Source organism: Shewanella sp. ISTPL2, assembly GCF_013283205.1.
In the GTDB taxonomy this organism is placed as follows: domain Bacteria; phylum Pseudomonadota; class Gammaproteobacteria; order Enterobacterales; family Shewanellaceae; genus Shewanella; species Shewanella oncorhynchi.
In genome coordinates this window covers 3,243,415-3,266,742 of sequence record NZ_JAAPAV010000001.1, presented here as the reverse complement: position 1 = coordinate 3,266,742, position 23,328 = coordinate 3,243,415, and the positions used below count along the sequence as shown (strand labels likewise).

The window sequence follows — 23,328 nt, the reverse complement described above, 5'->3', positions numbered from 1 at the left end:
GGGATTTTATTAGGTCTTAGCGCAGTGATTCGATGCAAACTGGCTCGGGCATAAATAACAGGTATAATGCCCGCACTTAAGTCTATCGGTGCCAGTAACTGTGTTAACTAATCCATCGCAAGTCATTATTCGTAATCAAGACAGCCTAAGCCAACATAAGGTGTTAGTGCTCAATCATGAAGCCGATCTACTGCCAAAAGCCCTGCTCGATGTCGCGGCCTCGGTCGATGCCCTCGCCTTGGATTATCACCATTATTTACACTTAGCGCCGCACGCGAATTCAAAACTGCGTTGCTACTTCGGCCACGAACTGCCACATCAAGACCCAATTAAACCAGAAAAGTACGATACTGTTATCGTTTATTTCCCCAAGGCTAAACCCCTCGCACCTTATCTGTTTAACCTCGCCGCCAGTAATCTTGTGCCTAACGGCCAACTGTTAGTGGTTGGGGAAAACAAAGGCGGGATTAAGTCTTTAGTTAAACTCTTGCCTGAGTATTTTACGACGGGGATGAAGCTCGATAACGCCCGCCACTGCCTGCTGTTTGGTAGCCATTTAGAGGGCAGCGCCCCGGCAATGAAACTTAGCGACTGGGTCAGTCAGTATCAACTCACAACGCCGCAAGGCGAGATCAGTATCTGTAATTTAGTCGGGGTATTTAGCGAAAAACGGTTAGATCTCGGCACTGAATTATTATTGTCACACCTACCAACACTCTCGGGTCGAGTGCTCGATTTTGGTTGCGGCGCAGGCGTGATCACCGCCGCTCTACTAAAAGCACAACCGAGCCTATCCCTAGAATGTGTTGATATTAATGCCATGGCGTTAGCTTCTTGTGAACTCACCCTGGCGGCCAATGGCATGACAGCCAAAGTGTATCCATCCGATGGGCTCGCGCAAACCACAGGAAAATTTAACGGCATTATCTCTAATCCGCCGTTTCATGATGGCCTCGCCAGCACCACCAGCATAGCGCAGAACTTTGTCACCGATAGTGCTAAGCAATTACAACATAATGGTATTTGGCAAATAGTCGCCAATCGCCACCTGCCCTATTCCGATATTATCGCCGCCGAATTTGGCCAATTGAAAGTGGTTGCCGATAACAACAAGTACAAGTTGTATTACTTCCAGCACAAATAGATGTTTGATTAATAACGCGCAGATGCTTTCGCTGAAGCGCGTTATTGGCAACCCAGCCACTCACTCTTATCCCAATCCCTGTTTGTTTTTAGATAAAACCTCCCTTTCATCGTGTTACAAAATTCAATATTGTGATCTGCCGCATGCCAGCGATTCTGACAATTCCTCACTTATAGTCACTCAACAGCCGTTCCTAACATAGGGATTCGATTTAAAACATCAAAATAATGGTTAAACCTAAAATCAATATAAGTTGTGGTTTATTCAGTAATTTTTGTTATAAAACCAGAGATAACACTGATTATAAGACTCAATTTTTTATAAAAAACTATTTTAAAATTCACTCATAGACCATTAACAACAAAATGACAACATTTGCTGATTTTGCAGCCAAAAAGGCTTCTTTACCCTAAGTTTCTACTGTTATACTCAAAACAGCTTCTTAACAAGAATAAAACGCAATTACTAGGAATGCCCCTATGCTGGACCCTGAACTCATAGAGCTAAACAGCGATAAGACAAAAGCTGAATTGCGCCTGATCCCTAATGTCCATGGTCCAGTCACCCATGAAGACATAATGCGCCTGTTGTCTTTACCTGAATTCGCCGCCCTGTTTCCGCTAGAACCAGCCATTACTAAAACCGTCGCTAAAATCAACTCTCTTTGTAATCAAGACGATGGAAAATTTGAGCTCTATACTACTTTGGCCGAACGTCGCGATGGCAGCATAGCTATCGAGATTAGTCCCGATAAAATGCAAGCCAGTCTTAAACTTACCGCAGCATGGGGTGGTAAACAGATAGATTTGCCAGAGATCCTCACTCATCTCAAAAAAAACAACGTCTGCATGGGGCTAAGCAAACTCAAAATTCAAGCTCTACTAAAGCAACTCAGCACACTCAAGCCAGGGGAAATCTGCCAAAGTGAAATAGCCCAAGGCAAAGCCCCTGTTAATGGACTCAATGCGGTACTAGAACGCAAAGTATTCCTTGCGCGGGAGCGCTTGCTTCAGCCACAAGAGCGCGAAGATGGCAGTGTCGATATGCGCAATTTAGGCGCAATGATCGTTGTTAAAGCCAATGATCTCTTGATGGTTAAACATTTAGCCACCGAAGGCACTCCGGGCTACAACATCAAGGGCGAAGTCCTTAAACAAAAACCAGGTAAGGATGCAGTGCTTCAAGCGGGTACAGGCACAGCTTTTCATCCCAAAGATCCCAATAAGCTGATCGCCACAGTGCCGGGGCAACCCGTCGAAACCCGTACAGGTATGAATGTCGATGATGTACTGCAACTTAAAGATGTCGACATCAGCACAGGCCATGTCACCTTCAAGGGCAGTATTTTAATCACAGGTGATGTCCACGAGGGCATGATAGTTAAAAGCTCAGGCGATATTACCGTGATGGGGTTTGTGGACTCCGCCACCCTTGAAGCAGAAGGCGATGTCACTGTGAGTAAAGGCATCATTGGCCGCCAGATTAAAGCCAATGAATACTCTACCAATATCTATTCTCAAGGCCAGATCAGCGCCCAATTTGTGCAATATTCTCAATTAGTTGCCAAAGGTAATATCTTAGTCACTAAACAGTTGCTGCACAGTAATACCAAAACCGCCGGCAGTTTAACGGTCAGCGATCCTAGCGGTCGTCGTGGTGATCTGGTTGGCGGAGTTGCACACGCTGAAAAAGGCATCACGGCGGTTGTCATAGGTGCAACGGCAGGGACTAAAACTGACGTTTACTGCGCAATGGGACAGGCTGAACTCAAGCAAGATCTCAAGCTACTCGATGAGAGCGTTAAAGCTATGGTTGTCGCCAGTTTAGATATCGAGGCTCGCCTCAATAAACTGCCCCCCAAGTCAGAATGGCAAGCTGACGCGGTTATGATTGAGCAAATAAAGATGATGCTTGATGAGAAGAATCGCATCATGGACGAACGTACCCGTGAAGAGCTTGAATTCGATACCTTTAAACAAGAAGTCGAAGGCTACTACGAAAAATACCGTATCGAAGTGCTTAAACACGTATTCCTTAACGTTGAGCTGCATATAGGTCAAGCAAATCACCGTACGGCACGTGAACACGGCACTTGTTGTATTGCCAATGTTAATCAAGAGATTAACTTTGACTATAACGCCAAGGCAAAAGCTGTACCGAGCACATAAGGTTCACTAGGGTTCTTAACGCCAGTGCTGAGGCAGCTTTCGCTCGGCAGCCAAACCTCTGAACTCGTTCTGGCCTCTATCTATCTTCTCCAAGCGTGGCATACTGCTCACAGATAAACGCACGCAGCAGTATGCCAAGTCACCTTCTTGCTAAATCCTAATCCTTGTCTACTGCCGCCGATTGATCTCAGAGAATACCTCAGAGCCCATTTTAAACTTCCTAAGGATCTGAAATGACTAGCGTTAAGATGTCGAGTATTGAATGGCCAGCGATTGTAAAACTGACTCAAAATGACGAATTACTTTACCTAGAACATCAAAGAGATTGGCTCGAACTGGCCTGTCTCTATCAGCATCACTTCATCGAAACCGATCAATTATTAGACTCCAAAGGGCAGCGATACCTTATCAGTGCCTGTCCACAAAAAATCCATGAAGATCCTGTTGGCGAATTACCTCGATTACTGCGCCAAAAACAGGATTTACCACTCAATGAATTTATCAAATGGGTTCAAAATCATGCCCAAGCACTAGGACAATGTTGTGTCGCTAAACTGGCTTTCACGACAATTGCCCAAGGAATCGAAATTGTTCGTACCCTCGATGAATAAACAGCAAACACATGATAAGCCATAATAAATGGCTATCAATGACTCAGTTAATCAATAAAAAACAATATGACCTTAAAAGCTAATATCCTCATAATCAATTCACAGGCATAATTTGCCGCGGTGTAACAGCGCTAAGCCAAACGGTAAAGCGCTTAAGATCCACTCCAAAATAACCGTTTTCTGCGTCGACTCAAGGGATGACGTTTAAGTTGGCACTAAATATACAAACAGATGGAACCGAAATTGGAACTACTTAAGATTGACTGCTTAGGCAAACAACTGCGCTTAGAAGGCTCGCTCGCGGGCTGGCAACAACTCTACTGGGACAACACCTTAGTCTCACAAAAAGAAGCTTCCGTCGATAATGGCGGCCTCAAAGTCCATGTCTTTGAGCTCACCCACCACAGCAGCCCATTGGTGACAGAAAGTGGTGAGCAAGCCATCGCCATAACAGAAGCTAAAATCCAAGTTCGCCTCGAAACCGATCTCGTTTGGCAGCCTTTCCGCCTCGATTACTGCTTGCTGATGGATGACAAGATTATCGACCAAGGGCGACGGACAGAGAAAGATATCGAACGCCAAACACCAGAAACGCCCATCGTTAAGCAGCAAAAAATCAGCATGATAGGACTCGCCTCCCTCGGCTTTAAGCTGTTAAAAAGCGCTAAAGTCATAAAGGTAGTGTTAGCGGGCGCCAGTGTTGCCGCTTATTCTTGGCTATTCTCCTTCCAATTCGCCCTCGCACTTATCGCCTGTTTGGTATTTCACGAATATGGCCATATTCGCGCAATGAAATATTTTGGGATGAAGACCAAAGGGATTTACCTTATTCCCTTTATGGGCGGACTCGCGCTCTCCGATGAGAAAATTAATACGCGTTGGCAAGATGTGGTGATTTCTATCATGGGACCGACCTTTGGGCTCTTGATGTCCATCGCTTCCTTGATTGCTTACCACGCAACGGGCAATGTGTTTTTTGCTGGCCTTGCCGCCTTTAATGCGCTGCTTAACCTATTTAATTTATTGCCTATTCTGCCACTCGATGGCGGCCATATTTTAAAGAGCATCAGCTTTTCGATGAACAGCATTATGGGCTTGGTCGCCTGCGCCGCTGGTGCCGCTTTTGGTGTGTATATCAGCTACACCTTAGGCTTAGCGCTATTGGGCTTCTTGCTGTTGATCGGTAGCTTAGAAATCATCTTCGAGTGGCGCACTCGCCATCAAAGCCACCTGCTGCCATTAGACAGATACGGGCAAATCTTCTCGGTTATTTGGTACTTGCTCACGGTTGGTGCCTTAGTCGGCATCATCTGGCACTTAGCCGGAACCGGCGATGATATGCTCAGTCTGCCGCTGCAAATATTACGCAGCTAATTCTGCTTAACGGCTAAACGCAGCGCAAAGGCACTAGCACGAGTGCTTACACTTGCACTTGTCCAGAGTGATGCAATACAAAAAACCGCTATTAATAGCGGTTTTTTATTTTTCTGTCGCGCTGTGATGCTTTTACAAAAATGCGCTATTCCTTTGCCAAAGGCGGAGCGATATCGCTGCCGCCAAGGGCTTGATAAAGCGTCGCTTGGGCGGTAAGTTGGTTATAGCGATTCTCGAGTAAAGCCGCCTCGGCGCTGCGACGATTCTCTTGGGCATCAATCCAATTCTGAATACCGATAGCGCCATTGCGGTACTGGCTCTCATAAATGGCTTCAACGGCCGCCGCTGCACTGAATTGCTGCGCCAACTTCTCCCCTTGATAGCGATATTGCTGCTTAGCCGAAATCGCGTTATCGACATCTTCAAAGGCGGAATAAAGCGTCTTGCGATAATTCACCACTGCAGTTTGATAATCGATATCGGCAATGTCGTTATTGATTTGCATTTGATTCCACTGCAAAAAGGGCAAGACTAGCCCTGCGCCTAAACTGCCAACTGGATTGCGTAACAACTCTTTTAACTCAGAGGTCGACTCCCCAACACCGCCGGTTAAACTCAGGCTTGGGAAATAACTCGCATAGGTCGCATCTTTACTCGCCAAGGCGGAGCGCAGTTGATACAAGGAGGCCTTCACATCTGGGCGTCTCACTAATAAATCTGCGGGTACACCCACGCTAACGTCCGGCACAGCTACGTCGGGGAGTTGCTTAATCTCAACCCAAGTTCCCCCTGAAGCTAAACTCTGCGCAGGAACAGCTGCAGGTGCCTGATTCAGTAATATCGCGAGGGCATTTTTAGCCACAGTTAATTGCTGAATAAGCTGGCTATGGGCAGCCTCTTGTCCCGCCATACTGCGCTGAGCTTCAAGCACATTCACTTGCGTCACGGCCCCAGAATCATACTGCCTTTGAGTTAATGCCAACGTTTGCTGACTGTACTCGATACTCTTTTGGCTTAAATCAATCCGTTGATTTAAATAACCTATCTGCCAATACAAGGATGCAGTGGTCGCCACTAGGCTTTGGGTGGTACTTTCTCTATCTTCGGCGCTCGCCAGCGCCGCCCATTGAGCTTGATCGATATTGGCCGACACTTTGCCCCACAAATCCACCTCATAACTCACGGACAATTTTGCTTGATAACTCTTAGTCGCATCGCCACCCTCAAGTGGCTGATTACGGGAAGCGTCAAGGTTTGCCGATAACTGTGGGTATAGATCATCCCGCGTTAGTCCTGCCTGCAAGCGTGCTTTACGCAGCGTTAAGGTCGCTAGGGTTAAGTCATTGTTAGTGCTCAATACTTGGCTGACCAGCTTATCGAGCTCGGGCTGATGAAACTGCTGCCACCAAGGATCAACTCTCACTTGCTCGTTCACTATGGTGTTTTGCCACTGTTCTGGAATAGCCAGTGCGGGTGGTTCAAAGTCTGAACGCATAACACTGCTGCAGCCACTTAGCAAAGCGATTCCCAAAGCCAGTCCCACAGCAATAGCACAGCTACGAGGCGAAAAAATTCGATTAAATAGTTTATTATTCATGGTGTTATTACTCTCTGGCTAGTGCATCAACGGGATCTAACTGCGCCGCATTGCGGGCGGGTAAGAAACCAAATAGCACACCAATTAAGGTCGAGCAGGCAAAGGCAGCAACGATGGAGGTGGTGGAATAAATCATTTGGAAACTGCCCCCCGTTTGAGCAAACACCACGCCAATTAAGTAGGACAAGGCGATGCCTAAGGTGCCACCACACAAACACACTAAAATGGCTTCGATAAGGAACTGGCGCAAAATATCGTTCTGGCGCGCACCCACGGCCATACGAACACCGATTTCACGGGTTCGCTCAGTCACAGACACTAACATAATGTTCATCACCCCAATTCCGCCAACGACAAGGGAAATCACCGCGATAGCCGAGATTAGTAAGGTCATGGTCGCAGTGGTTTTTTCGATGTTCTGCCTAATGGTATCGGTATTGATAGTGAAGAAATCTTGCGTGCCGTGGCGCATTTTAAGCAGCGCGATAATGCCCTGCTCCGCCGCGTTACTCGGCACAGTTTCATCGAGTCGAACTGTAATACCATCCAAATAATTTTTACCCACCATACGGCCAGAAACTGTGGTGTAAGGCACCCATACATTAAGCGCATCGCTGTTACCAAAAGCACTTTCTTTGGGTTGAGTCACACCTATGATACGTACGGGTAAATCTCCAAGGAAAATCACTTGCCCTATCGCCGAGTTATTGTCGGCAGCGCTGTTAGGGAAAAGCTCCTTACGGGTGTTGTCATCAATCACCGCATCTTGGGCGAGCGATGCGACACTGGCATCATCCCAAAATTGGCCCTGCGCTAACTCGTACCCTCTTACACGGAAAAACTCAGGTCCCACACCATTCACCGATGCCGATACCGCTTTATTACCAAAACGAACCGTTGCAGTAGAGCCAATGCTTGGCGTCACGCTATCAACATAGGGCAGATTTTTAAGGGCATTGGCGTCCGTTGCGGTTAAGGTGCGCACCCGCGCCGAGCGTCGATCGCCAAAACCTGAACCGGGGCGAATATCAATCGTGTTGGTTCCCATCGAACTGATACTTTTGAGAATGGCCTGCTGCGAGCCTTCACCTAAGGCCACCACAGAAACCACTGAGGCGATACCTATGATAATGCCGAGCATAGTCAAGAAGGTACGTAACCTGTGGGTCGACATCGCCACCAGCGCCATTTTAAGTGCTTCGACATATCTGTCCAACGAAGCCACCCGCGCACGCGAGCTGTCTTTTGCTGCCACTGCACCGCTAGGATTTTGTGGCGCCATATTTTGTAACGTTGAGCTTTGCGACGTCGAAGTTTGTGACGTCGAGCTTTGTGGCTTAGCCGTTTGTTTATCCTGACTGCGCTCATCGCTGATGATCACGCCGTCTTTGATTTCGATAATGCGGTCGGCATATTGGGCCACGTGCATATCGTGGGTCACGATAATGATGGTATGACCGTCGCTGTGCAGCTCCTGCAACAACTGCATCATTTCTTCGCCGCTGTGACTGTCAAGTGCACCTGTTGGTTCATCCGCAAGGATCACATCGCCGCCATTCATTAAAGCGCGCGCCACACTGACCCGCTGCTGCTGTCCGCCACTGAGCTGATTGGGTTTATGGTCAAGCCTGTCGCCAAGGCCTAAACGCGTTAACAAATGCTCGGCCCTGTCTTTACGAACCGTGCGTTCTTTACCCGCATACACAGCAGGCACTTCGACGTTGCCTATGGCGGTCAAATCGCCCAGTAAATGATAACGCTGAAAGATAAAACCAAAGTGCTCGCGGCGCAGCTGTGCTAACTCATCAACGTCCATAGTCGAGGTATCTTGGCCGTTGATAAAATACGCGCCCTTTGACGGCTTATCTAAACAACCAAGAATGTTCATTAGGGTCGATTTACCCGAGCCAGAAGCACCAACTATCGCCACCATCTCGCCACGGCCAATCGACAAGTTCACATCTTTCAGCACAGTGAGTTGCTGCTCACCCGCCTGAAAAGTGCGATAACAACCTGAAATTTCAAGTAATGCCGTTGTCACTGTTAAAACCTCACGCTAGGTGGGCGACGTAATTTACTGCTGCCATCATCGGAAGACGGCATGCCAAGCACAACCTGATCGCCTTCCTTCAAACCCGCGGTGATTTCAGCATTGATTTTGTTGTTAATCCCCACAGTGACATCCACATATTGCACTTGGTTATCAACTAATACAGGCACTTGATATTGCGGGCCGCTGCGGGCTTTACGCTCGACAGACCTAGCCTCTGGCGCCGCGGATTTCTCCCTCGGCTTTATACGCAATATCTGCGCAGGCACTAATAGCGCATCATCGGCCTTAGCTAACACTATAGACACCTGCGCCGTCATGCCGATACGCAAGGTGCGGTCAGGGTTTTCTACATCAAACAGACCATGGTAATAAATAGCGTCTGAGTCGCTAGAGCTCATATTGCTATCGTCGCCATCCATCGAAATCGGCCCAGGCTCAATCGCCCTCAAAACGCCACGGTAGGGATGATTCGGTTTTCCAAGGACAGTGAAATACACGGCTTGACCCGGATGGACATTGACAACATCGGCTTCGGAAATCTGCGCTTTAACTGTCATGGTATCCAGCTGCGCCATTTCAACTATGGTCGGTGTTGTTTGATTAGCGTTAACGGTTTGCCCCACTTCTACCGCGGAATACACCACAGTGCCATCCATCGGCGCGGTAATTTTGGTATAACCTAAATCGATTCTGGCACTGTCGACGTTAATCTCAGCCTGTTGTTTTTGCGCTTCTAATTGCTCAAGCTCGGCTTGATAAACCGTTAGATTAGCATCGGCCACTTCATAATCGGCACGAGAACTGGCCTTATCGGCAAGCATTTGCTGCTGGCGGCTAAATTCCAATTTAGCTTGGCGGATCTGCGCCTGTTTAGCACGGAACTGAGCATTGATACTCTTGAGTGATGCGAGGGCATCCTTCAAATTATTCTGCTGCGCTAGGCTATCAATCTGAGCAATCAAATCGCCTTTTTTTACTTCATCACCCAGTGCCAGCGGCAAACTTAAGATTTGCCCCGATACCTGTGCGCCCACACTCACCAGTTTGGATGCCTGCAACATGCCATTGGCAAGTACTGAGTTTTCGATATCGCCACGGCGCACCGCTTCAGTTACATAGGTAGGTGCCGTTTCAGGCTTATGCCACATAAAATAAGCACCGCCACTAAGGAGGATTAAGCCGCTTAACGCGAGCAGCAATTTACGCTTTGAGGATTTTTTCATCGGTATTGTCGTGTCCATCAATGCTAAAGACAGCAAGCATTCATCTTGCTAAGGAACTGAAATTGTTCCAACAGTATATAGAGTTAGCCAAAGACAGTAGACGAAGGAAGTGTCGTTAACAGGTAAAGATTTGCAAATATCTGTGTAGAAATTGACAAGGAAAGCACGATTGAGTGGTGCTTAGACTGCCATGCCAATTTAGTGCGAACACCAAATCGTCAGGTGATAAATTGTTGTTGTCTACATTCTATGACTGTGCCACTTGTGGTAGTTCAGCCATTCAAACGAATCTAGATACAGACTTCATTTGATTCTTTTTCAAGAAAAATCAACGTCGTGGAGCTTCACCCCACACTTGCAGTGTGCTATCTCTCAGCGGCGTGCGTAAACCTAACTTAGTGCAAATTCAGAGTAATATTTTGGTAAAATTGATTACTTCAAACAATATTATGCGTGGCTACTTATTTGAATTTCATAGATTCATTATGGGATTCGTAAGAGACAATTATCATCAAGGATCCTATTTGATTACAGTAAGACCTGTTACTCCATATTATCATAGGATATTGTCATCACTAGACGTAAAAGCTCTGCTACGGGTTCAAATAGGCTCTCTGGAATCACGTCTCCTGCCTCAACGTGTTTAAATAAGGCGCGGGCCAATGGAATGTTCTCGACAATTGGCACCCCAGCTTTCTCAGCTAATGCCACTATGTGTAAGGCCATGTGATCTTCGGCTTTTTCAAGCACTTTAGGCAACGGCGTCTCACCTTCACTATAATACAAACACACGGCAATGTGGGTTGGATTACGCACAACCACTGTGGCTTTGCGAACGTTACTGGCAAGACTACCAGACGCCACTTCTCGCTGGGTTTCGCGGCGTTTTTGTTTCATTTCGGGGTTACCTTCAGAATCTTTGTATTCTTGTTTGGTGTCATCTTTAGACATTTTGAGTTCTTTCATTAGGCTATAGCGTTGAAATGCATAATCAGCGATCCCAAATATTAAGTAACATCCTAAAAAGCTGCCCCAGAGCCAAGTGATCATGGTCGAAATCACACTGATACCGCAGGCTTCTCCGCATAAAGGCAAGTATTGAAAGGCGTTAACGTAACGATGGAGCAGATAGTAAAACACTAAACTAAGCACTGTGACTTTAACGAGGTTTTTAGCGAGCTCAAACAGACTTTTCAGTGAAATAAGTTGCTTAGCATTATTCATGACATTGAGTTTATCCATGCTCGGCATTATAGACTCAGCCGCCCAAACGGGACCTGTTTGGACTAAGTTCCCCACCACAATGGTAAACACGAGTACTAATGTCAGCCCACCTAAAAAACGTAATGCCAGCATGGCGAAGGTACCAACGATTTGCTCGGCCGCAGTTTCAAGGGGAAGATTGATGGCGTGAATGGTTAAGTCGATTAACGCCATAATGGCTTGGACGAGTGCAGGCCCTTCGTAGAGAAAGTACCCGAGAATGATCGCCATCTGTAACCCTGTGACAATTTCAGCACTTTTAATGACCTGACCGCGATTTCTCGCTTCTCGTAAACGTTTTTCTGTGGGTTTTTCTGTTTTCTCGGCCATAGGTCATATCCACCAGGGGCACTAGTGCCCTGCTAAAAGTCCAAACAAAATATCGACGTGCTGCTCTACCCCAGAAATGGTCTGCAGGTAATGGGACAAAGCAAACTGTAAGCTGTAGATCAATAACAGTAAGACCAAAGCGCTTTTAATGGGCATAGACAAAAAGAAGACGTTTAACTGCTGCGCCGAGCGGTTTACTAGCCCTAAGGCTACGTCGACTAAGATCATAATCACCATGGCGGGCATGGCAAAACTGAGACATAGTTGGCACATCAATTGCCACTCATGGGCTATAAACACCATCAAGGGCTGGCTTAGCGTTAAATTAAATCCTGGGGGTAATTGTTGATATGACTGATAAAGTGCAGTTAGCAGAAAATTAAAACCACCCGAGACTAAAAACAGCACGGTAAGAACTTGAGTAAACAGCATGCCATAAATCGATGATTGCAGTCCCATCAATGGGTTAAGTACAGTCGACATGGATGCCCCCCGCATTGTGTCAATTACAAATCCCGCCATATCTATGGCCCAAAAGGGAATGGCGGCACAGAAACCGAGTAACATGCCTACAATAATTTCTTTGCCAAATAGGCTGATGAGCATCCAAGTGTCGGCCTGCTGCAGTATCGGCTGCATTTCATCCATTGCCAGCACAGTAGGTAAAGCAAACATTAAAATCAGACTATTACGGATTAATGCGCTCCCCATTGCCCCCCCTTTAAATAAGGGTAATAGCAGCATCATGCCTAAAGGGCGCATCATACAGAGTGCCAACACCGGAAGTTGTGCTGTTAATAGGTTGGGTAGCTGAGTTGTCATCACTACCCCCCCATTTGGCTAATTTGATCGAAAGCCATGCTGGCGTAATTCAACAGTGAACTACCCATCCAGTGATAACAGACCACAAGTGTCACGCACACGGCGATGAGTTTGATCAGAAACTGCAATGTTTGATCTTGGATTTGGGTCAGGGCTTGAATAAGGCTAACCAAAACTCCGACAACTGAGGCCACGATAACAACAGGTAGCGACAGCAGTAACACCATCCACAGTAGTTCAGAGGTGAAATGTACTATGATAGTTTCACTCATGAGAATGACATCATTAGTTGACTGATCAGTTTTTCCCATCCACCCATCAAGATAAAAATCAACAATTTGAACGGTAGGGCTATCGTCATGGGGGACACCATCATCATGCCCATTGCCAGTAAAATATTGGAGACGATAAGGTCAATTGCGACAAAGGGAAGATAAATGAGTAAACCTATCTTAAATGCCTCTATGAGCTGACTCATAGTAAAGGCTGGCACCATCACTAACAGTGAGTCTTTGGTCAGCACTTGCTGGTATTTTTCGGGCCAGACCTTATGGCCAATATTGGCGAAAAATTCAATCTGAGTATTGCTGGTATTTTTTTCGAGAAATGCGCGGTAGGGTGCTATGGCTTCAGTGTTGATTTGCTCAAATACATTGGGTGCATCGAACACTATAGGAGTGGCTTTTAGATTGTCATTGATTGCCATCCCCACGGGTGCCATGGTGAACAGAGTGAGAATTAATGCGAGGCCGTAAATTGCCATATTGGGTGGGATCTGCTGGATCCCTAAGGCATTACGTAACATAGAGAACACAATTGCCAATTTCAAGAATGAAGTGCCCATCACGGCGAACAGCGGCAGCAGTGACAAGCAAAACAACATAATGATCAATTGGATTGGATGGTCGAGTAAGGTCATGGAAACCTCCTTTGTGGCTAGGGTTCCATCATGGCGCGCTTTGTGATTGACCTGTATCAGGTGAAGACCTTAGCTAACTAAAAACCGCTGACATATCCGTAAACGCAACACCATTCCCCTTATACTAGAGCCTCGATTTGTGCGAGCAATCCCGACTCTCCACGCAGGAGATGAATACTTGCCAGAGTTTGGTACAGCTCTTGACCGTACTGATGACTGAACCGTCCTAAACGCACTTGATTATTCAGCGTAACCTCCAGCGTTAACTTGTCACCCGTCATCATAGCGCCGAGCTTAGCCAGAGGCAGACTCACTCGACCAATATCGGCGATCAAAGGGGGCTGAATAGCGTCCATCTTAGGCAATAAAGACACAATTTCGAGTTGTGCTTGAGGACCATCAATAGGGGTGATGAACTTGATCTTAGCCAACGGTCCATCCGCCCATAACAGCGCTTCCCCCTGCTCGATTTGCACATCACCATCGAGCCATAAACCCCCGCCTATTTCGGGTAAGTCAGGTGTAGGCGTTATTTGGGGCACAAAACCGGCCACTAAACTCAAACTAACATCCACCGTTTTACCTGAGAATGCTGACCATGACTCGACTTGGCTCTGCCAGTCCTCTTGCGGCCAATCAACTAAGACACAAGCCAATTGACCGGCACTCTCCACGTCGCCTTGTTCCAATTGCGTAGTTTGAAGCGTTAGCACGGGATAAATATCTGGCACCAATCCAAATGGCTTAGGGACTTCTTCAAGGCAATCGACCAACCATTCACCCGCTACATCAAATGCTGCCGCACTAACACAGGGCAATAAATCACAAGCAATCTCAGTCGAGGAAGTTACGCCAGTTACTGCGGTTACCCACAGTTGCCAATCCTGTTTAGAACACCACAGACCCGATCCTGATGGAGCATTGCGTCTTTGCCAGAATACTCCATCGCCCCCGATACGCGTCAGTTCGATTTGGCAAGCTTGCTGTGCTAGGCCACGGCCTATAACTTGGCTAGCATTGATCAGTTTATTGATGTTCATTCATCTACCTCGTCACTGCTGTGTTGGTTGGCATAAGATCTAAATGAATAGCAAAGCGTCGCCCTTGTAGTTGCTCGCTGAGTTGAGGTAAGAGTCTTGCGAGCAGTTCCGATTGACGCGCTGTCTTAGGAAACAACTGCAATTGAATTCCTCGTGGTTGGTAACAGGCTTGGATCACTAATCCCATCATAGGGCCATTGAGCAAGCGATAGCATAGTTGCTCACCTTGCCGGATTACTTCGCTCGCTCCTTGTCGGTACACACCACCATCGCGGCTGAGTAGTGCCTTAGCGTTAAGCCGATCTTTGGTAGATATAGTGTTGTCATCTTCCTGTTGACCGCAGAAATAACGGTTAAACAAGCGACGCATTTCTGGATCCGACTCTTGTCTGGCTTCGACACTGGGGAAAGATATTTTCGATGTTCGCACTATCGCCATAGGATTATTCATCGACAACCTCCTGCAGTTTTTGTTGGGATTTAACTAACTGAAGAATCGCCTGCTGCATATGCACCATAGTGGACTCCAACTGCTCTTTTTCTATTACCAACATCTCAGCAGTTTCGGCTAATATCCTTTCTTTTTGGTATTCTTTCATTAAGGTCAATTTAAAAGTGATTAGCTCAGTTGGAGTTAATATTTGTTCTGGCATCTGCTGCAGACGCAGCCGATTAGTTTGCGCTTGCCGCTCGAGATTGATGAGGATTTGCCTGTCAAGTAGCTCCCTGAATTTTTGCCTATGTAAGGCTAGCTCTCGGCGCAATTTAGCTTCTTTGTCACTACGAATTACGAGTAATCGCTGTAATAATTGCTCGTCTTTCGCTGTAAGTTGGGATGGGTTCATTATTGAGTTCCTCCCATTAATGGCTTAAAAGCAATAATTTCAATTTTTGTAGCGTCTCTTCATAGGGACTGAATTCATTGACTGATTGACACAAAAACTGCTGAATATCCTGATGGCGAGCCACTGCTTCATCGGTTTCTTGATCTTCACCTTGCACGTATTCGCCCACTCGGATGAGTAATTGAACCTCTTGATACAATGCCAGTAACTGGCGCATCTTAGCGGCATTACACCGCTGCTCAGGGCTAACAATCTGATCCATTACCCTGCTGACACTGGCATTGATATCAATTGCAGGGTAATGGCCCGCTCCAGCGAGTCGACGTGATAGCACTATGTGTCCATCAAGTAAGGAACGAACTTCATCGGCGATAGGTTCATTCATGTCATCCCCTTCAACCAGTACGGTATATATGCCAGTGATACTACCTTTGGCAGCGGGGCCAGCTCGTTCGACTAAGGCCGATAAATTGACAAAGACACTTGGAGGATAACCGCTAGACACTGGGCTCTCGCCAGCCGCCAACGCAATTTCCCTCGCACTGCGGGCAAATCGGGTCAGTGAATCCACCATCAACAGCACATTCTTACCTTGATCGCGAAAGTACTCAGCAATGGTCGTTGCCGTTAGTGTGGCTTTCATTCGCTCAAGCGGAGGACGATCCGATGTAGCAACCACCATCACAGTGCGCGCTCTTGCCTCTGGCGTGAGGTTATATTCGATAAACTCACGGACTTCACGGCCACGCTCGCCGACTAAGGTCAGTACAATCACATCCGCTTGGCAGTGCGCGGCGATCATGCCAAGTAAGGTACTCTTTCCCCCTCCTGCTGCGGCAAAAATACCAATCCTTTGGCCGATGCCACAGGCGAGGGCGCTGTCAATAGCGCGGATCCCCATGGGCATGACAGTATCAATAAGTTGTCGTGATAATGGATTAGGTGCAGAACCTTGGTTAGGCCTTAATGACGTTGCAGTCAGTCCATAGCCATCCATAGGAGCACCAAGGCCATCGACCACTCGACCAAGCAAGCCTTGACCTAAGGGGACTTGATGCCCATAGCCTAAGGTTTCAACTAATTCTCCACTGCATAGTCCCGCCGTAACGTCGAAGGGCGATAACAGGGCTTCATCGCCTTTTACCGCAACGACTTCGGCACTGAGGCGATTACCAATGAGACAAAGCTCTCCTTGATGTGCACCAGGCAAAGTTGCACGCACGAGTGTGGCCCCCACTTCTTGAACTTTGCCGAAATAGCGAACCGATGGAACAGGCAACAAACTCTGAGTGGCGAATAAACTAGGTTCGAGTTGTGCATAAAGTGTTTCTTTACTGGGTAATTTCATCTATCGCCTCCATTAGCTTGCCAGTGCGGCATCGAGTACCTCACCCACTAAGTCCACTTGGCCTATGACTTTTATTTCTGCATCGTCGCCTAATTCCTGAAACGACAAAACGGGTGTGCTAAATAACTCGCGTTCTACGATTTTTCGCAGGTAACGACGCACATCGAGCGAGGTCAACAGTACACAGGTTTGTTCCGGTGGCAGCTGTTCTTGAATGCAGGTTAATATTTGCTGAGTTTGTGCCATGTCCAAGGCCGAATAAGAGCCAGCAGTCGATTGTCGTATCGATTCACGGATCACATTTTCAATTCCTTCTCCAACCATGAGCACAGCGATCCAACCTTGTGGGGTAGCAAACTTGCGGCGAATATGACGGCGAAGCGCAATCCGTACATACTCAGTTAACATGATGATGTCTTTCTCCTTTGGCACCCATTCGACTAAGGTTTCAAAAATAGTTCGTAAATCGCGCACCGAAATCCCCTCTTCAACTAAGCGTTGTAGGATCTCGGCGACCTTTCCTACTGACAAGAGGCGTTGAAGTTCCTTGACGAGCTCACCGTAGCGAGCCTCCATAGCATCCATTAAATACCGGGTTTCTTGTACACCAATAAACTCCCCTGCATAGCGGTCGATCACTTTACCCATCACATAAGCGGGAATTTGCTCATCACGACAAACAGCTAAACCTTGGGCTTCCGCCTGTTCAAGCGCATTACCTTTGATCCAATGCAATCTTTGATTACTAAAAGGGATGGACTCGACACGGCATGGAATCGTTGCGATGGAGTCAATCAAAAGGGCTTCCTGTGGTACTAGCTGCAATTGCAATACAGATTCTTGGTACAAGAGCACATCACAACAACCTAGGCTGCCTTTCTTCGCTATTTGTAATTGGATTTCCGGTAATGGCACGCCCAATTGTTCAAACCATTGCCAACGTAGTTTTTGCAGTGCCTCTTTAACCCCATGGATAGGCACATCGGCTCCAAGATATAAAATCAGTGGTACAGCCCCTGGTGCCATATTGTCGACATTGGCCGTGTCACTTTTGCCTGCTTCAGTGAAATGGCTCTCCTCTCCTTGAGCACTTGCTCGTTTTTGCTGACGCTTCAACCACAATGAAGCCCCTAAAACGACCGAACCGAGTGTGCCGAAGACTAAAATTGGGAAGCCAGGGATTAAAGCAAAGATGAACATGACTATCCCGGCCATTTGCAATGATGCAGGTTGACGCCCTACTTGCATCACTAATTCGTTGGCTAAATTCTGTCTCTGCTCTCCAGGAACTCGGGTCACAATTAAGCCTGCAGTGACTGAAATCAGTAACGAAGGTATTTGGGCTATCAAACCATCCCCGACAGACAAGACTGCATAGGTATTTAATGCTTCGGCAGCCGACATATTGTGCTGCATGACACCGACAGCGATACCACCAATGATATTAGTTAAAATGACAATAATACTGGCTATGGCATCGCCTTTTACAAACTTCATCGCGCCGTCCATCGCGCCATAAAGCTGACTTTCTTTCTGAACTTGTGCCCGTTGACGCTTTGCCTCTTTAGCGTCAATGATGCCAGCACGCATGTCACCATCGATACTCATTTGCTTACCAGGCATACCATCGAGGGAAAAACGTGCACTCACTTCCGCCACCCGCTCAGACCCCTTAGTGATAACGATAAACTGCACTATGGTGATGATGGCAAAGATAATAATTCCGACCGCTAAGTTGCCGCCGACCACGAAGTTACCGAAGGTGTATACAATATCTCCAGCATCATGCTGCAGCAAAATTAAACGACTGGTACTGATAGTAAGTGCCAGACGATATAAGGTTGTGATCAATAGTAGGGATGGAAATACTGAGAACTCTAAAGGGTCACGGATGTATATGGCGATCATCAATAACACTATGGACAAGCCAAGGTTTAAGGCAATTAATACGTCGATCAAAGGTGTCGGTAGAGGCAAGATCATCATAAATACAGCTACCATTAACATGGCACTTAAGATGATATCGTGACGCCCTGCGGCTTTACTTAACCAACGACTGATGAGGTTCATCATTGACCTCCTATGAGCATACGATTTAGGAATTTTTGTTGCAGTTGGTACAAGTGGTACCAATCATGACCCTGGTGTGTCGATGGACAGAGGCAACTGATCATTAAACGGTTTTTGACGATGAACAATCGCTGAACTCTGCCCGCAAAAGCTTCTGGATGCCAACGTGATAAATAAGGTTTGAGATCACGTGCGGGAGTGTTAAGCAACCAAGTCGTCATCAATAATCGTCCTTGATGGCACTCGAGTAACACTCCGTGTGGAGGCCAATGGCATTCAATGCGTTCCTCAAGCTTCACAGGCCAGCGATTCACTAACCGAAAAAATTGTTCGAGGTTGCGCATTAGTAGTAAATCCATATCGCTTCTCCAGCATTAACTCTCGGTCTTATCATCTCCCAGACAATAAAAAGCGGGTATCAGGTGAACACCTGAATACCCGCAAGTACTAAGTCAACAGCGATTCAACCACTATGGATTATCGAGAAGAGTTCTCCATCAATAAGGCCGCATCGATTTCTTCCATACATTGCTGTAATTGTGCTGGTACTATGTCAAGTTCAGCAACCCATTTCATAGCCCGCTCGACTGCTTTCTCCCTGTCTATTGCTTGATTAATTTCTATTTCGTGACTTTTATCATTAGCATATTGTTGCATGCTTTGAATAAAGATCGCCTGCTGCGCATCACTATCGAGGCCGACTAATTGCGGCAGTAAATGTGCTTTTAGCGCGGCTTGGTGTTGTTCAAGCCCCAATACATCCGCCATCGATTTGGGGATTTCTGGGGTGCCTGATACGCTGTGGGCAATTGTCTTAATTATTGAAGTTTGAGATACGGGAGTATGAGCCAATTGCGCGAACGCTTGCTCGATTCGTTTTTCTGTCATTTCAGCCTCGGCCGCGCGGGCAGTATCGGCCATGCCTAAAAAATTAGCCCCTTGCAATGTCGACACCACAGCCTTGGAAAAATAGGCGCCTGCCATTAATCCTCCCAGTCCAAGCCCCACAGCTGCCACTATTCCAACGCCACCAGTCCCTAAGGTAAACAATGCCGCCGCGATCGCTCCCGCCGATACCACAGAGGCAACCACAAGTGTCGTCACCACAGCAAAGACTTTGGCTCCCGTTGAAGCATGTTTCCACCAATTAACGATATCTGTGAGTGCACGCTTAACTGCACCGACTTTACCTACTTCAAAACAATCACGGGAGACTGTACCAACATCTTGCAGGGCCTGCCGCTGTAGCATATAACCAGCGATGGCCTCGCCACGAGCACTAAGTCCGCCTTCTGCCTGCATGCCTTTAATTAAAGCATTCACCATAACTTCACTGCTACGATACGCACGCATGTTATTGGCAAGCTGACGTTCTGACCAAGTTTGCAGGACGCCGCCAACTAAGCCGACGACAGGTGTAGCCATCCCTGCGCCAGGAAACATCATCCCAAATACACCGCTTACTAAAGGCCCACCTATGCCTGTATTAGCAGCCCCTTTCGCCCCACCCGCAATATACGGCGCTAACTGTGCCATGTGTAATAACGCAATCATTTGCGGTGTCATAGCGAAATTCGTTTTATCCGGCAGCTCTTCTCTCTTACCTTGCAGAATATCGTGCACTTGGTTTTGTACCGTCCCGGTTTGCCACACTGTGGTGACAGTGTTAACCAGTTCCATTCCAAAGGTCCCTGGGTTGGCCAAAATAATATTGTAGGCTTGAGTTAAATTGCCTGCGAGCTCACGTGCCTCGATCGGATGTGCCATCGACCAATTATGCAGGTCGCCCAGTGCAGCCATCATGTATTGAGGCGAGGTTAAAGCTGACACATTTGCTACGCTAGCTTTCGAGGCTTTAACACTTGATGCTAAAGCGAGATAAGCCTCCGCGACACTGCTCATGTTATTTTTGGCCAGCTGTCTAGATAAAATAAGTTCTTCTAAACTTGGACGATATTGGGAAGACCAATTGCCGACAAACTTTTGCACTAACCAACTTTGCCATGCATGTCCACTCGCCATCCCCCCTTGATCTGGATAGCCGCCATTATTTTTTGCTGCAATTGTGGCCTTTTTCAGCTGTAACAAACCATGTTGGTAGGCATCATCGAGATCTTCAATAGAGCGATTGACTTCGGCTAACTGGCGAGTCAGAGTGTGAAAAGCTCGCAGTTCAGGGGAACTTGCCTCAGGTTCGGCTAAAGTGAGTACTAGCCCTTCACCATATAACTGCTGTAAATGTGCGGTCAATTTTTCCAGTTTAGCCGATAAAAGATGCTGCTCTTGAGTTAAGGCGCGCACTTTTTCATTATTAGTTTGTAATTCAGGAAGATGGCTAAGAAAATAACTTAAATTGACCTCGGCACGTTCAGCATTTGTTTCCCTCCTAACTTGCGCGAGTTGCTGGGTTAACGCCGACAATTTAGCGACATTATTTCCCGCTATCACTAGCACATCTTGTGCACTCTGCAGTCGATTGAGTCGCTCAACTAAAGTTCGGGTCGCATCTTGATCCGCACTAATTTGCACTAGCTCTTGGGTTAGCTGATTGCGCACCGTCTCAGAGGGAACAGCCGACAGCAACTCGGTCACGGCTCGGTGATAATCATTACACAAGGCAAGACGTTCGGTCAGAAAACTGTGATAACGAGCTTGATCTTGCTCAATCTGTGAGACTAGTTGCAGGTTGTTAACATCATCAAACAACGAAATATCTTGCGAATTATTTGGGCTAAAGCTGATGGAGCTCACTCCCTCGAACCAATTAAGATGATGCTGAGTTTGTAGAACTTGCTGCGCTAAACTTGCCACTTGAGGAGGTAAAGTATAGCTATCGAGCTCATTTCTTAGTGTCTGCTCAAGATCGAGATCATCAAAGTTAACAGGCTCATCGAACTGTAAACGACTGCCTTTCTCGACATATTCTTGTCCGCCAAGATACAGTAATGTTGCGGTGAGATCTTCGAAATGGACCTCTTCCCCAGAAGGGTTGATAGCCTTATACAATATAGTACTGAGTTGGGTTCCAGCCTGTTTCACTGCAGCTAAATGATCTTCGATTTTCACTTGCTTGCCGACAGCGATTAGCGCTTGTTCGCTAAGATTACTGGCCCGAGTAAGGCAATCGGCCAGTAAGGTTTGTGCTTGCTCTAGCTGGATTAGATGTTGCTCGGCTTCAGCCTGTTGCGCTTCAAATAGAGTCTTAAATGACGAACTCATGGCTAGAGGTTCTTGTATGGGGTTTAGCACAAACTGGTTAATAAGTAATACTAAGCTTTTGATCTCTGGCATTATTTTTTTTTGCCCTGAGACTTCGCTGATGTTCTCCTCATTGAGCATAGAAACTAAGCTTGCCGCTATATATTCAACTCTCTCTGTCTGACTGAGTTCATTTTGCATTAAAGGGGAAAACAGTTGATAACTACTCACTAAAGTATCCGCTGTCAGTTTGTTTTGTAGTGCATAGGGAAGCTGGGCATGAAACTCAGATAAGGCTAGGCGCATCGGGGTCGATACTAATAAGGCTTGCTCAAATGTCTGCATCGCCGTAGTTAACACATCATATTGCGATAATCCCAGATTGACTTCGGCCAGTAGCGGCGACAGAACACTGCTCTGCTCCACCGACAAATTAGCTTTCAATTCAGCGACTAGGGTTAAAGCCTGCTTAATTTGCACTAGCCCAAATTTAACATGATCACGCATTGCAGTCAGTTCATCGCTGCTAATCAAGGGATCTCGACTCTGATTTAAGTTCTGTATACATGTCGCTAGCTGAGTGTCGCTAAGTACTTGATTATAATTTTTAATAGCTTGTTGTAAGGTTTTAATGGGTTCAGGTTCTGAATACACCCAAGACGCCAGCCAAGTTTGAGTGGTCGGCATAGTTAATTTTTGAGGTACTGGTGTAGTTAACAACTGCTTAAGGCATTGATTCTGTGTGTGTAAAATATCCTGTGGCGTAATAAGCTGCTGGCTTAAAATATGGAAAGCCGTTCCCCTGATGTCTTTATCGACGGATATAGGTTCTGCTGAAGGTTTAAGCACTGATGGGCTGAGTGTTTGCTTCTCCGACGATTTAGACTCAATCCCGCTCTGGGAAGGTAAAGCAAGAACTTTTAGCGTATCTTCATTAGTCTCGCATATGTTTAAAGGAGGGAGCGGCATAAATGCTTCACACCGCTCGGTGAGTTGCTCGATCGTGCGCAGAGTTAATGGAGTATGACCGGACAAATCGACAGCATCTACCATATCCAGTGCAATATCATGACCAAATCTTACCGCCAATGCCTGCAAGAACACGCCCAACACTTGCTTATTATCGAGTGACAAGCCATTGACATAATCTTGGACCGCTTGGGTATTTTTGAGTAAAGGAATATGGCTCAGCATGCTAAGTAATTTTTCTTTAAAGCCTTCTTTGGCAACTATAATCGTCGGTATACCCTCGGGGGTATCGACTAAGGAAAGACGGCCGTCAAGCTTAGCCGCATGACTAAATGCACTGATATCTAAGGCCAT

General features: G+C 46.8%; 18 protein-coding genes. 4 read left to right on the top strand and 14 right to left on the bottom strand.

Translation table 11 applies throughout. The features are described from left to right. Positions 1-100: 100 nt before the first annotated feature. The 4 genes from HUB64_RS14270 (at position 101) to HUB64_RS14255 (ending at position 5,297) form a co-directional block, all read left to right on the top strand. Positions 101-1,144, top strand: a complete 1,044-nt coding sequence (locus tag HUB64_RS14270; protein WP_173246778.1) for a methyltransferase — start codon at positions 101-103, stop codon at positions 1,142-1,144. 479 nt (positions 1,145-1,623) lie between these two features. After that, positions 1,624-3,312 carry a DUF342 domain-containing protein gene (locus tag HUB64_RS14265; protein WP_173246781.1) on the top strand — a complete coding sequence of 563 codons (1,689 nt, stop codon included), beginning with the start codon at positions 1,624-1,626 and terminating at the stop codon, positions 3,310-3,312. Positions 3,313-3,545: 233 nt separating this feature from the next. Beyond that, positions 3,546-3,923, top strand: coding sequence for a DUF4144 family protein (locus HUB64_RS14260; protein WP_028759298.1), 378 nt, complete (start codon positions 3,546-3,548; stop codon positions 3,921-3,923). 231 nt (positions 3,924-4,154) lie between these two features. Beyond that, positions 4,155-5,297, top strand: coding sequence for a site-2 protease family protein (locus HUB64_RS14255; RefSeq protein WP_168826794.1), 1,143 nt, complete (start codon positions 4,155-4,157; stop codon positions 5,295-5,297). Between the two features lie 145 nt (positions 5,298-5,442). On the opposite strand, the gene HUB64_RS14250 is transcribed toward HUB64_RS14255, so the two are convergent. The 14 genes from HUB64_RS14250 to HUB64_RS14185 form a co-directional block, all read right to left on the bottom strand. After that, positions 5,443-6,894 (bottom strand): efflux transporter outer membrane subunit, encoded by a 1,452-nt coding sequence (locus tag HUB64_RS14250; RefSeq protein WP_173497248.1) that lies wholly within the window; start codon positions 6,892-6,894, stop codon positions 5,443-5,445. A gap of 7 nt (positions 6,895-6,901) precedes the next feature. Continuing rightward, entirely contained in the window at positions 6,902-8,935 is a 2,034-nt protein-coding gene (locus HUB64_RS14245; RefSeq protein WP_173497247.1) for a MacB family efflux pump subunit, read from the bottom strand. Positions 8,936-8,937: 2 nt separating this feature from the next. Then, entirely contained in the window at positions 8,938-10,170 is a 1,233-nt protein-coding gene (locus HUB64_RS14240; RefSeq protein WP_173497246.1) for an efflux RND transporter periplasmic adaptor subunit, read from the bottom strand. Between the two features lie 543 nt (positions 10,171-10,713). Continuing rightward, positions 10,714-11,763: an EscU/YscU/HrcU family type III secretion system export apparatus switch protein gene (locus tag HUB64_RS14235; protein WP_131525061.1), complete on the bottom strand. Its 1,050-nt coding sequence runs from the start codon at positions 11,761-11,763 to the stop codon at positions 10,714-10,716. Positions 11,764-11,784: 21 nt separating this feature from the next. Continuing rightward, positions 11,785-12,585, bottom strand: coding sequence for a type III secretion system export apparatus subunit SctT (gene sctT / locus HUB64_RS14230; RefSeq protein ID WP_012197162.1), 801 nt, complete (start codon positions 12,583-12,585; stop codon positions 11,785-11,787). Positions 12,586-12,587: 2 nt separating this feature from the next. Next, positions 12,588-12,857: a type III secretion system export apparatus subunit SctS gene (gene sctS, locus HUB64_RS14225; protein ID WP_012197161.1), complete on the bottom strand. Its 270-nt coding sequence runs from the start codon at positions 12,855-12,857 to the stop codon at positions 12,588-12,590. Continuing rightward, the gene (gene sctR, locus HUB64_RS14220) at positions 12,854-13,504 is read right to left on the bottom strand and encodes a type III secretion system export apparatus subunit SctR (protein WP_012197160.1); all 651 of its coding nucleotides are present in this window, start codon (positions 13,502-13,504) and stop codon (positions 12,854-12,856) included. The genes sctS and sctR overlap by 4 nt, the downstream gene beginning before the upstream one ends. Positions 13,505-13,623: 119 nt before the next feature. Then, the gene (locus tag HUB64_RS14215) at positions 13,624-14,544 is read right to left on the bottom strand and encodes a hypothetical protein (protein WP_173497245.1); all 921 of its coding nucleotides are present in this window, start codon (positions 14,542-14,544) and stop codon (positions 13,624-13,626) included. 4 nt (positions 14,545-14,548) lie between these two features. Next, positions 14,549-14,995, bottom strand: coding sequence for a hypothetical protein (locus HUB64_RS14210; protein WP_173497244.1), 447 nt, complete (start codon positions 14,993-14,995; stop codon positions 14,549-14,551). Next, positions 14,988-15,389, bottom strand: coding sequence for a hypothetical protein (locus HUB64_RS14205; protein ID WP_173497243.1), 402 nt, complete (start codon positions 15,387-15,389; stop codon positions 14,988-14,990). The genes HUB64_RS14210 and HUB64_RS14205 overlap by 8 nt, the downstream gene beginning before the upstream one ends. Before the next feature lie 16 nt (positions 15,390-15,405). Beyond that, positions 15,406-16,737 (bottom strand): EscN/YscN/HrcN family type III secretion system ATPase, encoded by a 1,332-nt coding sequence (locus HUB64_RS14200; RefSeq protein ID WP_173497242.1) that lies wholly within the window; start codon positions 16,735-16,737, stop codon positions 15,406-15,408. Positions 16,738-16,749: 12 nt separating this feature from the next. Then, a complete protein-coding gene (locus HUB64_RS14195) occupies positions 16,750-18,810 on the bottom strand; it encodes an EscV/YscV/HrcV family type III secretion system export apparatus protein (RefSeq protein ID WP_269319663.1) in 2,061 nt (686 codons plus the stop codon). After that, positions 18,807-19,166, bottom strand: coding sequence for a type III secretion apparatus (locus tag HUB64_RS14190; protein ID WP_012197154.1), 360 nt, complete (start codon positions 19,164-19,166; stop codon positions 18,807-18,809). Before HUB64_RS14190 ends, HUB64_RS14195 begins: the two co-directional genes overlap by 4 nt. 118 nt (positions 19,167-19,284) lie before the next feature. After that, positions 19,285-23,328, bottom strand: a complete 4,044-nt coding sequence (locus HUB64_RS14185; protein WP_173497241.1) for a type III secretion system effector BopA family protein — start codon at positions 23,326-23,328, stop codon at positions 19,285-19,287.

What these genes read in the sequence shown, in the direction of transcription:
- HUB64_RS14265 (WP_173246781.1), top strand. Translation starts at nt 1,624, where the DNA reads ATGCTGGACCCTGAACTCATAGAGCTAAACAGCGATAAGACAAAAGCT.
- HUB64_RS14260 (WP_028759298.1), top strand. Translation starts at nt 3,546, where the DNA reads ATGACTAGCGTTAAGATGTCGAGTATTGAATGGCCAGCGATTGTAAAA.
- HUB64_RS14255 (WP_168826794.1), top strand. Translation starts at nt 4,155, where the DNA reads ATGGAACCGAAATTGGAACTACTTAAGATTGACTGCTTAGGCAAACAA.
- HUB64_RS14250 (WP_173497248.1), bottom strand. Translation starts at nt 6,894, where the DNA reads ATGAATAATAAACTATTTAATCGAATTTTTTCGCCTCGTAGCTGTGCT.
- HUB64_RS14240 (WP_173497246.1), bottom strand. Translation starts at nt 10,170, where the DNA reads ATGAAAAAATCCTCAAAGCGTAAATTGCTGCTCGCGTTAAGCGGCTTA.
- HUB64_RS14235 (WP_131525061.1), bottom strand. Translation starts at nt 11,763, where the DNA reads ATGGCCGAGAAAACAGAAAAACCCACAGAAAAACGTTTACGAGAAGCG.
- sctT (WP_012197162.1), bottom strand. Translation starts at nt 12,585, where the DNA reads ATGACAACTCAGCTACCCAACCTATTAACAGCACAACTTCCGGTGTTG.
- sctS (WP_012197161.1), bottom strand. Translation starts at nt 12,857, where the DNA reads ATGAGTGAAACTATCATAGTACATTTCACCTCTGAACTACTGTGGATG.
- sctR (WP_012197160.1), bottom strand. Translation starts at nt 13,504, where the DNA reads ATGACCTTACTCGACCATCCAATCCAATTGATCATTATGTTGTTTTGC.
- HUB64_RS14215 (WP_173497245.1), bottom strand. Translation starts at nt 14,544, where the DNA reads ATGAACATCAATAAACTGATCAATGCTAGCCAAGTTATAGGCCGTGGC.
- HUB64_RS14210 (WP_173497244.1), bottom strand. Translation starts at nt 14,995, where the DNA reads ATGAATAATCCTATGGCGATAGTGCGAACATCGAAAATATCTTTCCCC.
- HUB64_RS14205 (WP_173497243.1), bottom strand. Translation starts at nt 15,389, where the DNA reads ATGAACCCATCCCAACTTACAGCGAAAGACGAGCAATTATTACAGCGA.
- HUB64_RS14200 (WP_173497242.1), bottom strand. Translation starts at nt 16,737, where the DNA reads ATGAAATTACCCAGTAAAGAAACACTTTATGCACAACTCGAACCTAGT.
- HUB64_RS14195 (WP_269319663.1), bottom strand. Translation starts at nt 18,810, where the DNA reads ATGATGAACCTCATCAGTCGTTGGTTAAGTAAAGCCGCAGGGCGTCAC.
- HUB64_RS14190 (WP_012197154.1), bottom strand. Translation starts at nt 19,166, where the DNA reads ATGGATTTACTACTAATGCGCAACCTCGAACAATTTTTTCGGTTAGTG.
- HUB64_RS14185 (WP_173497241.1), bottom strand. Translation starts at nt 23,328, where the DNA reads ATGGCCTTAGATATCAGTGCATTTAGTCATGCGGCTAAGCTTGACGGC.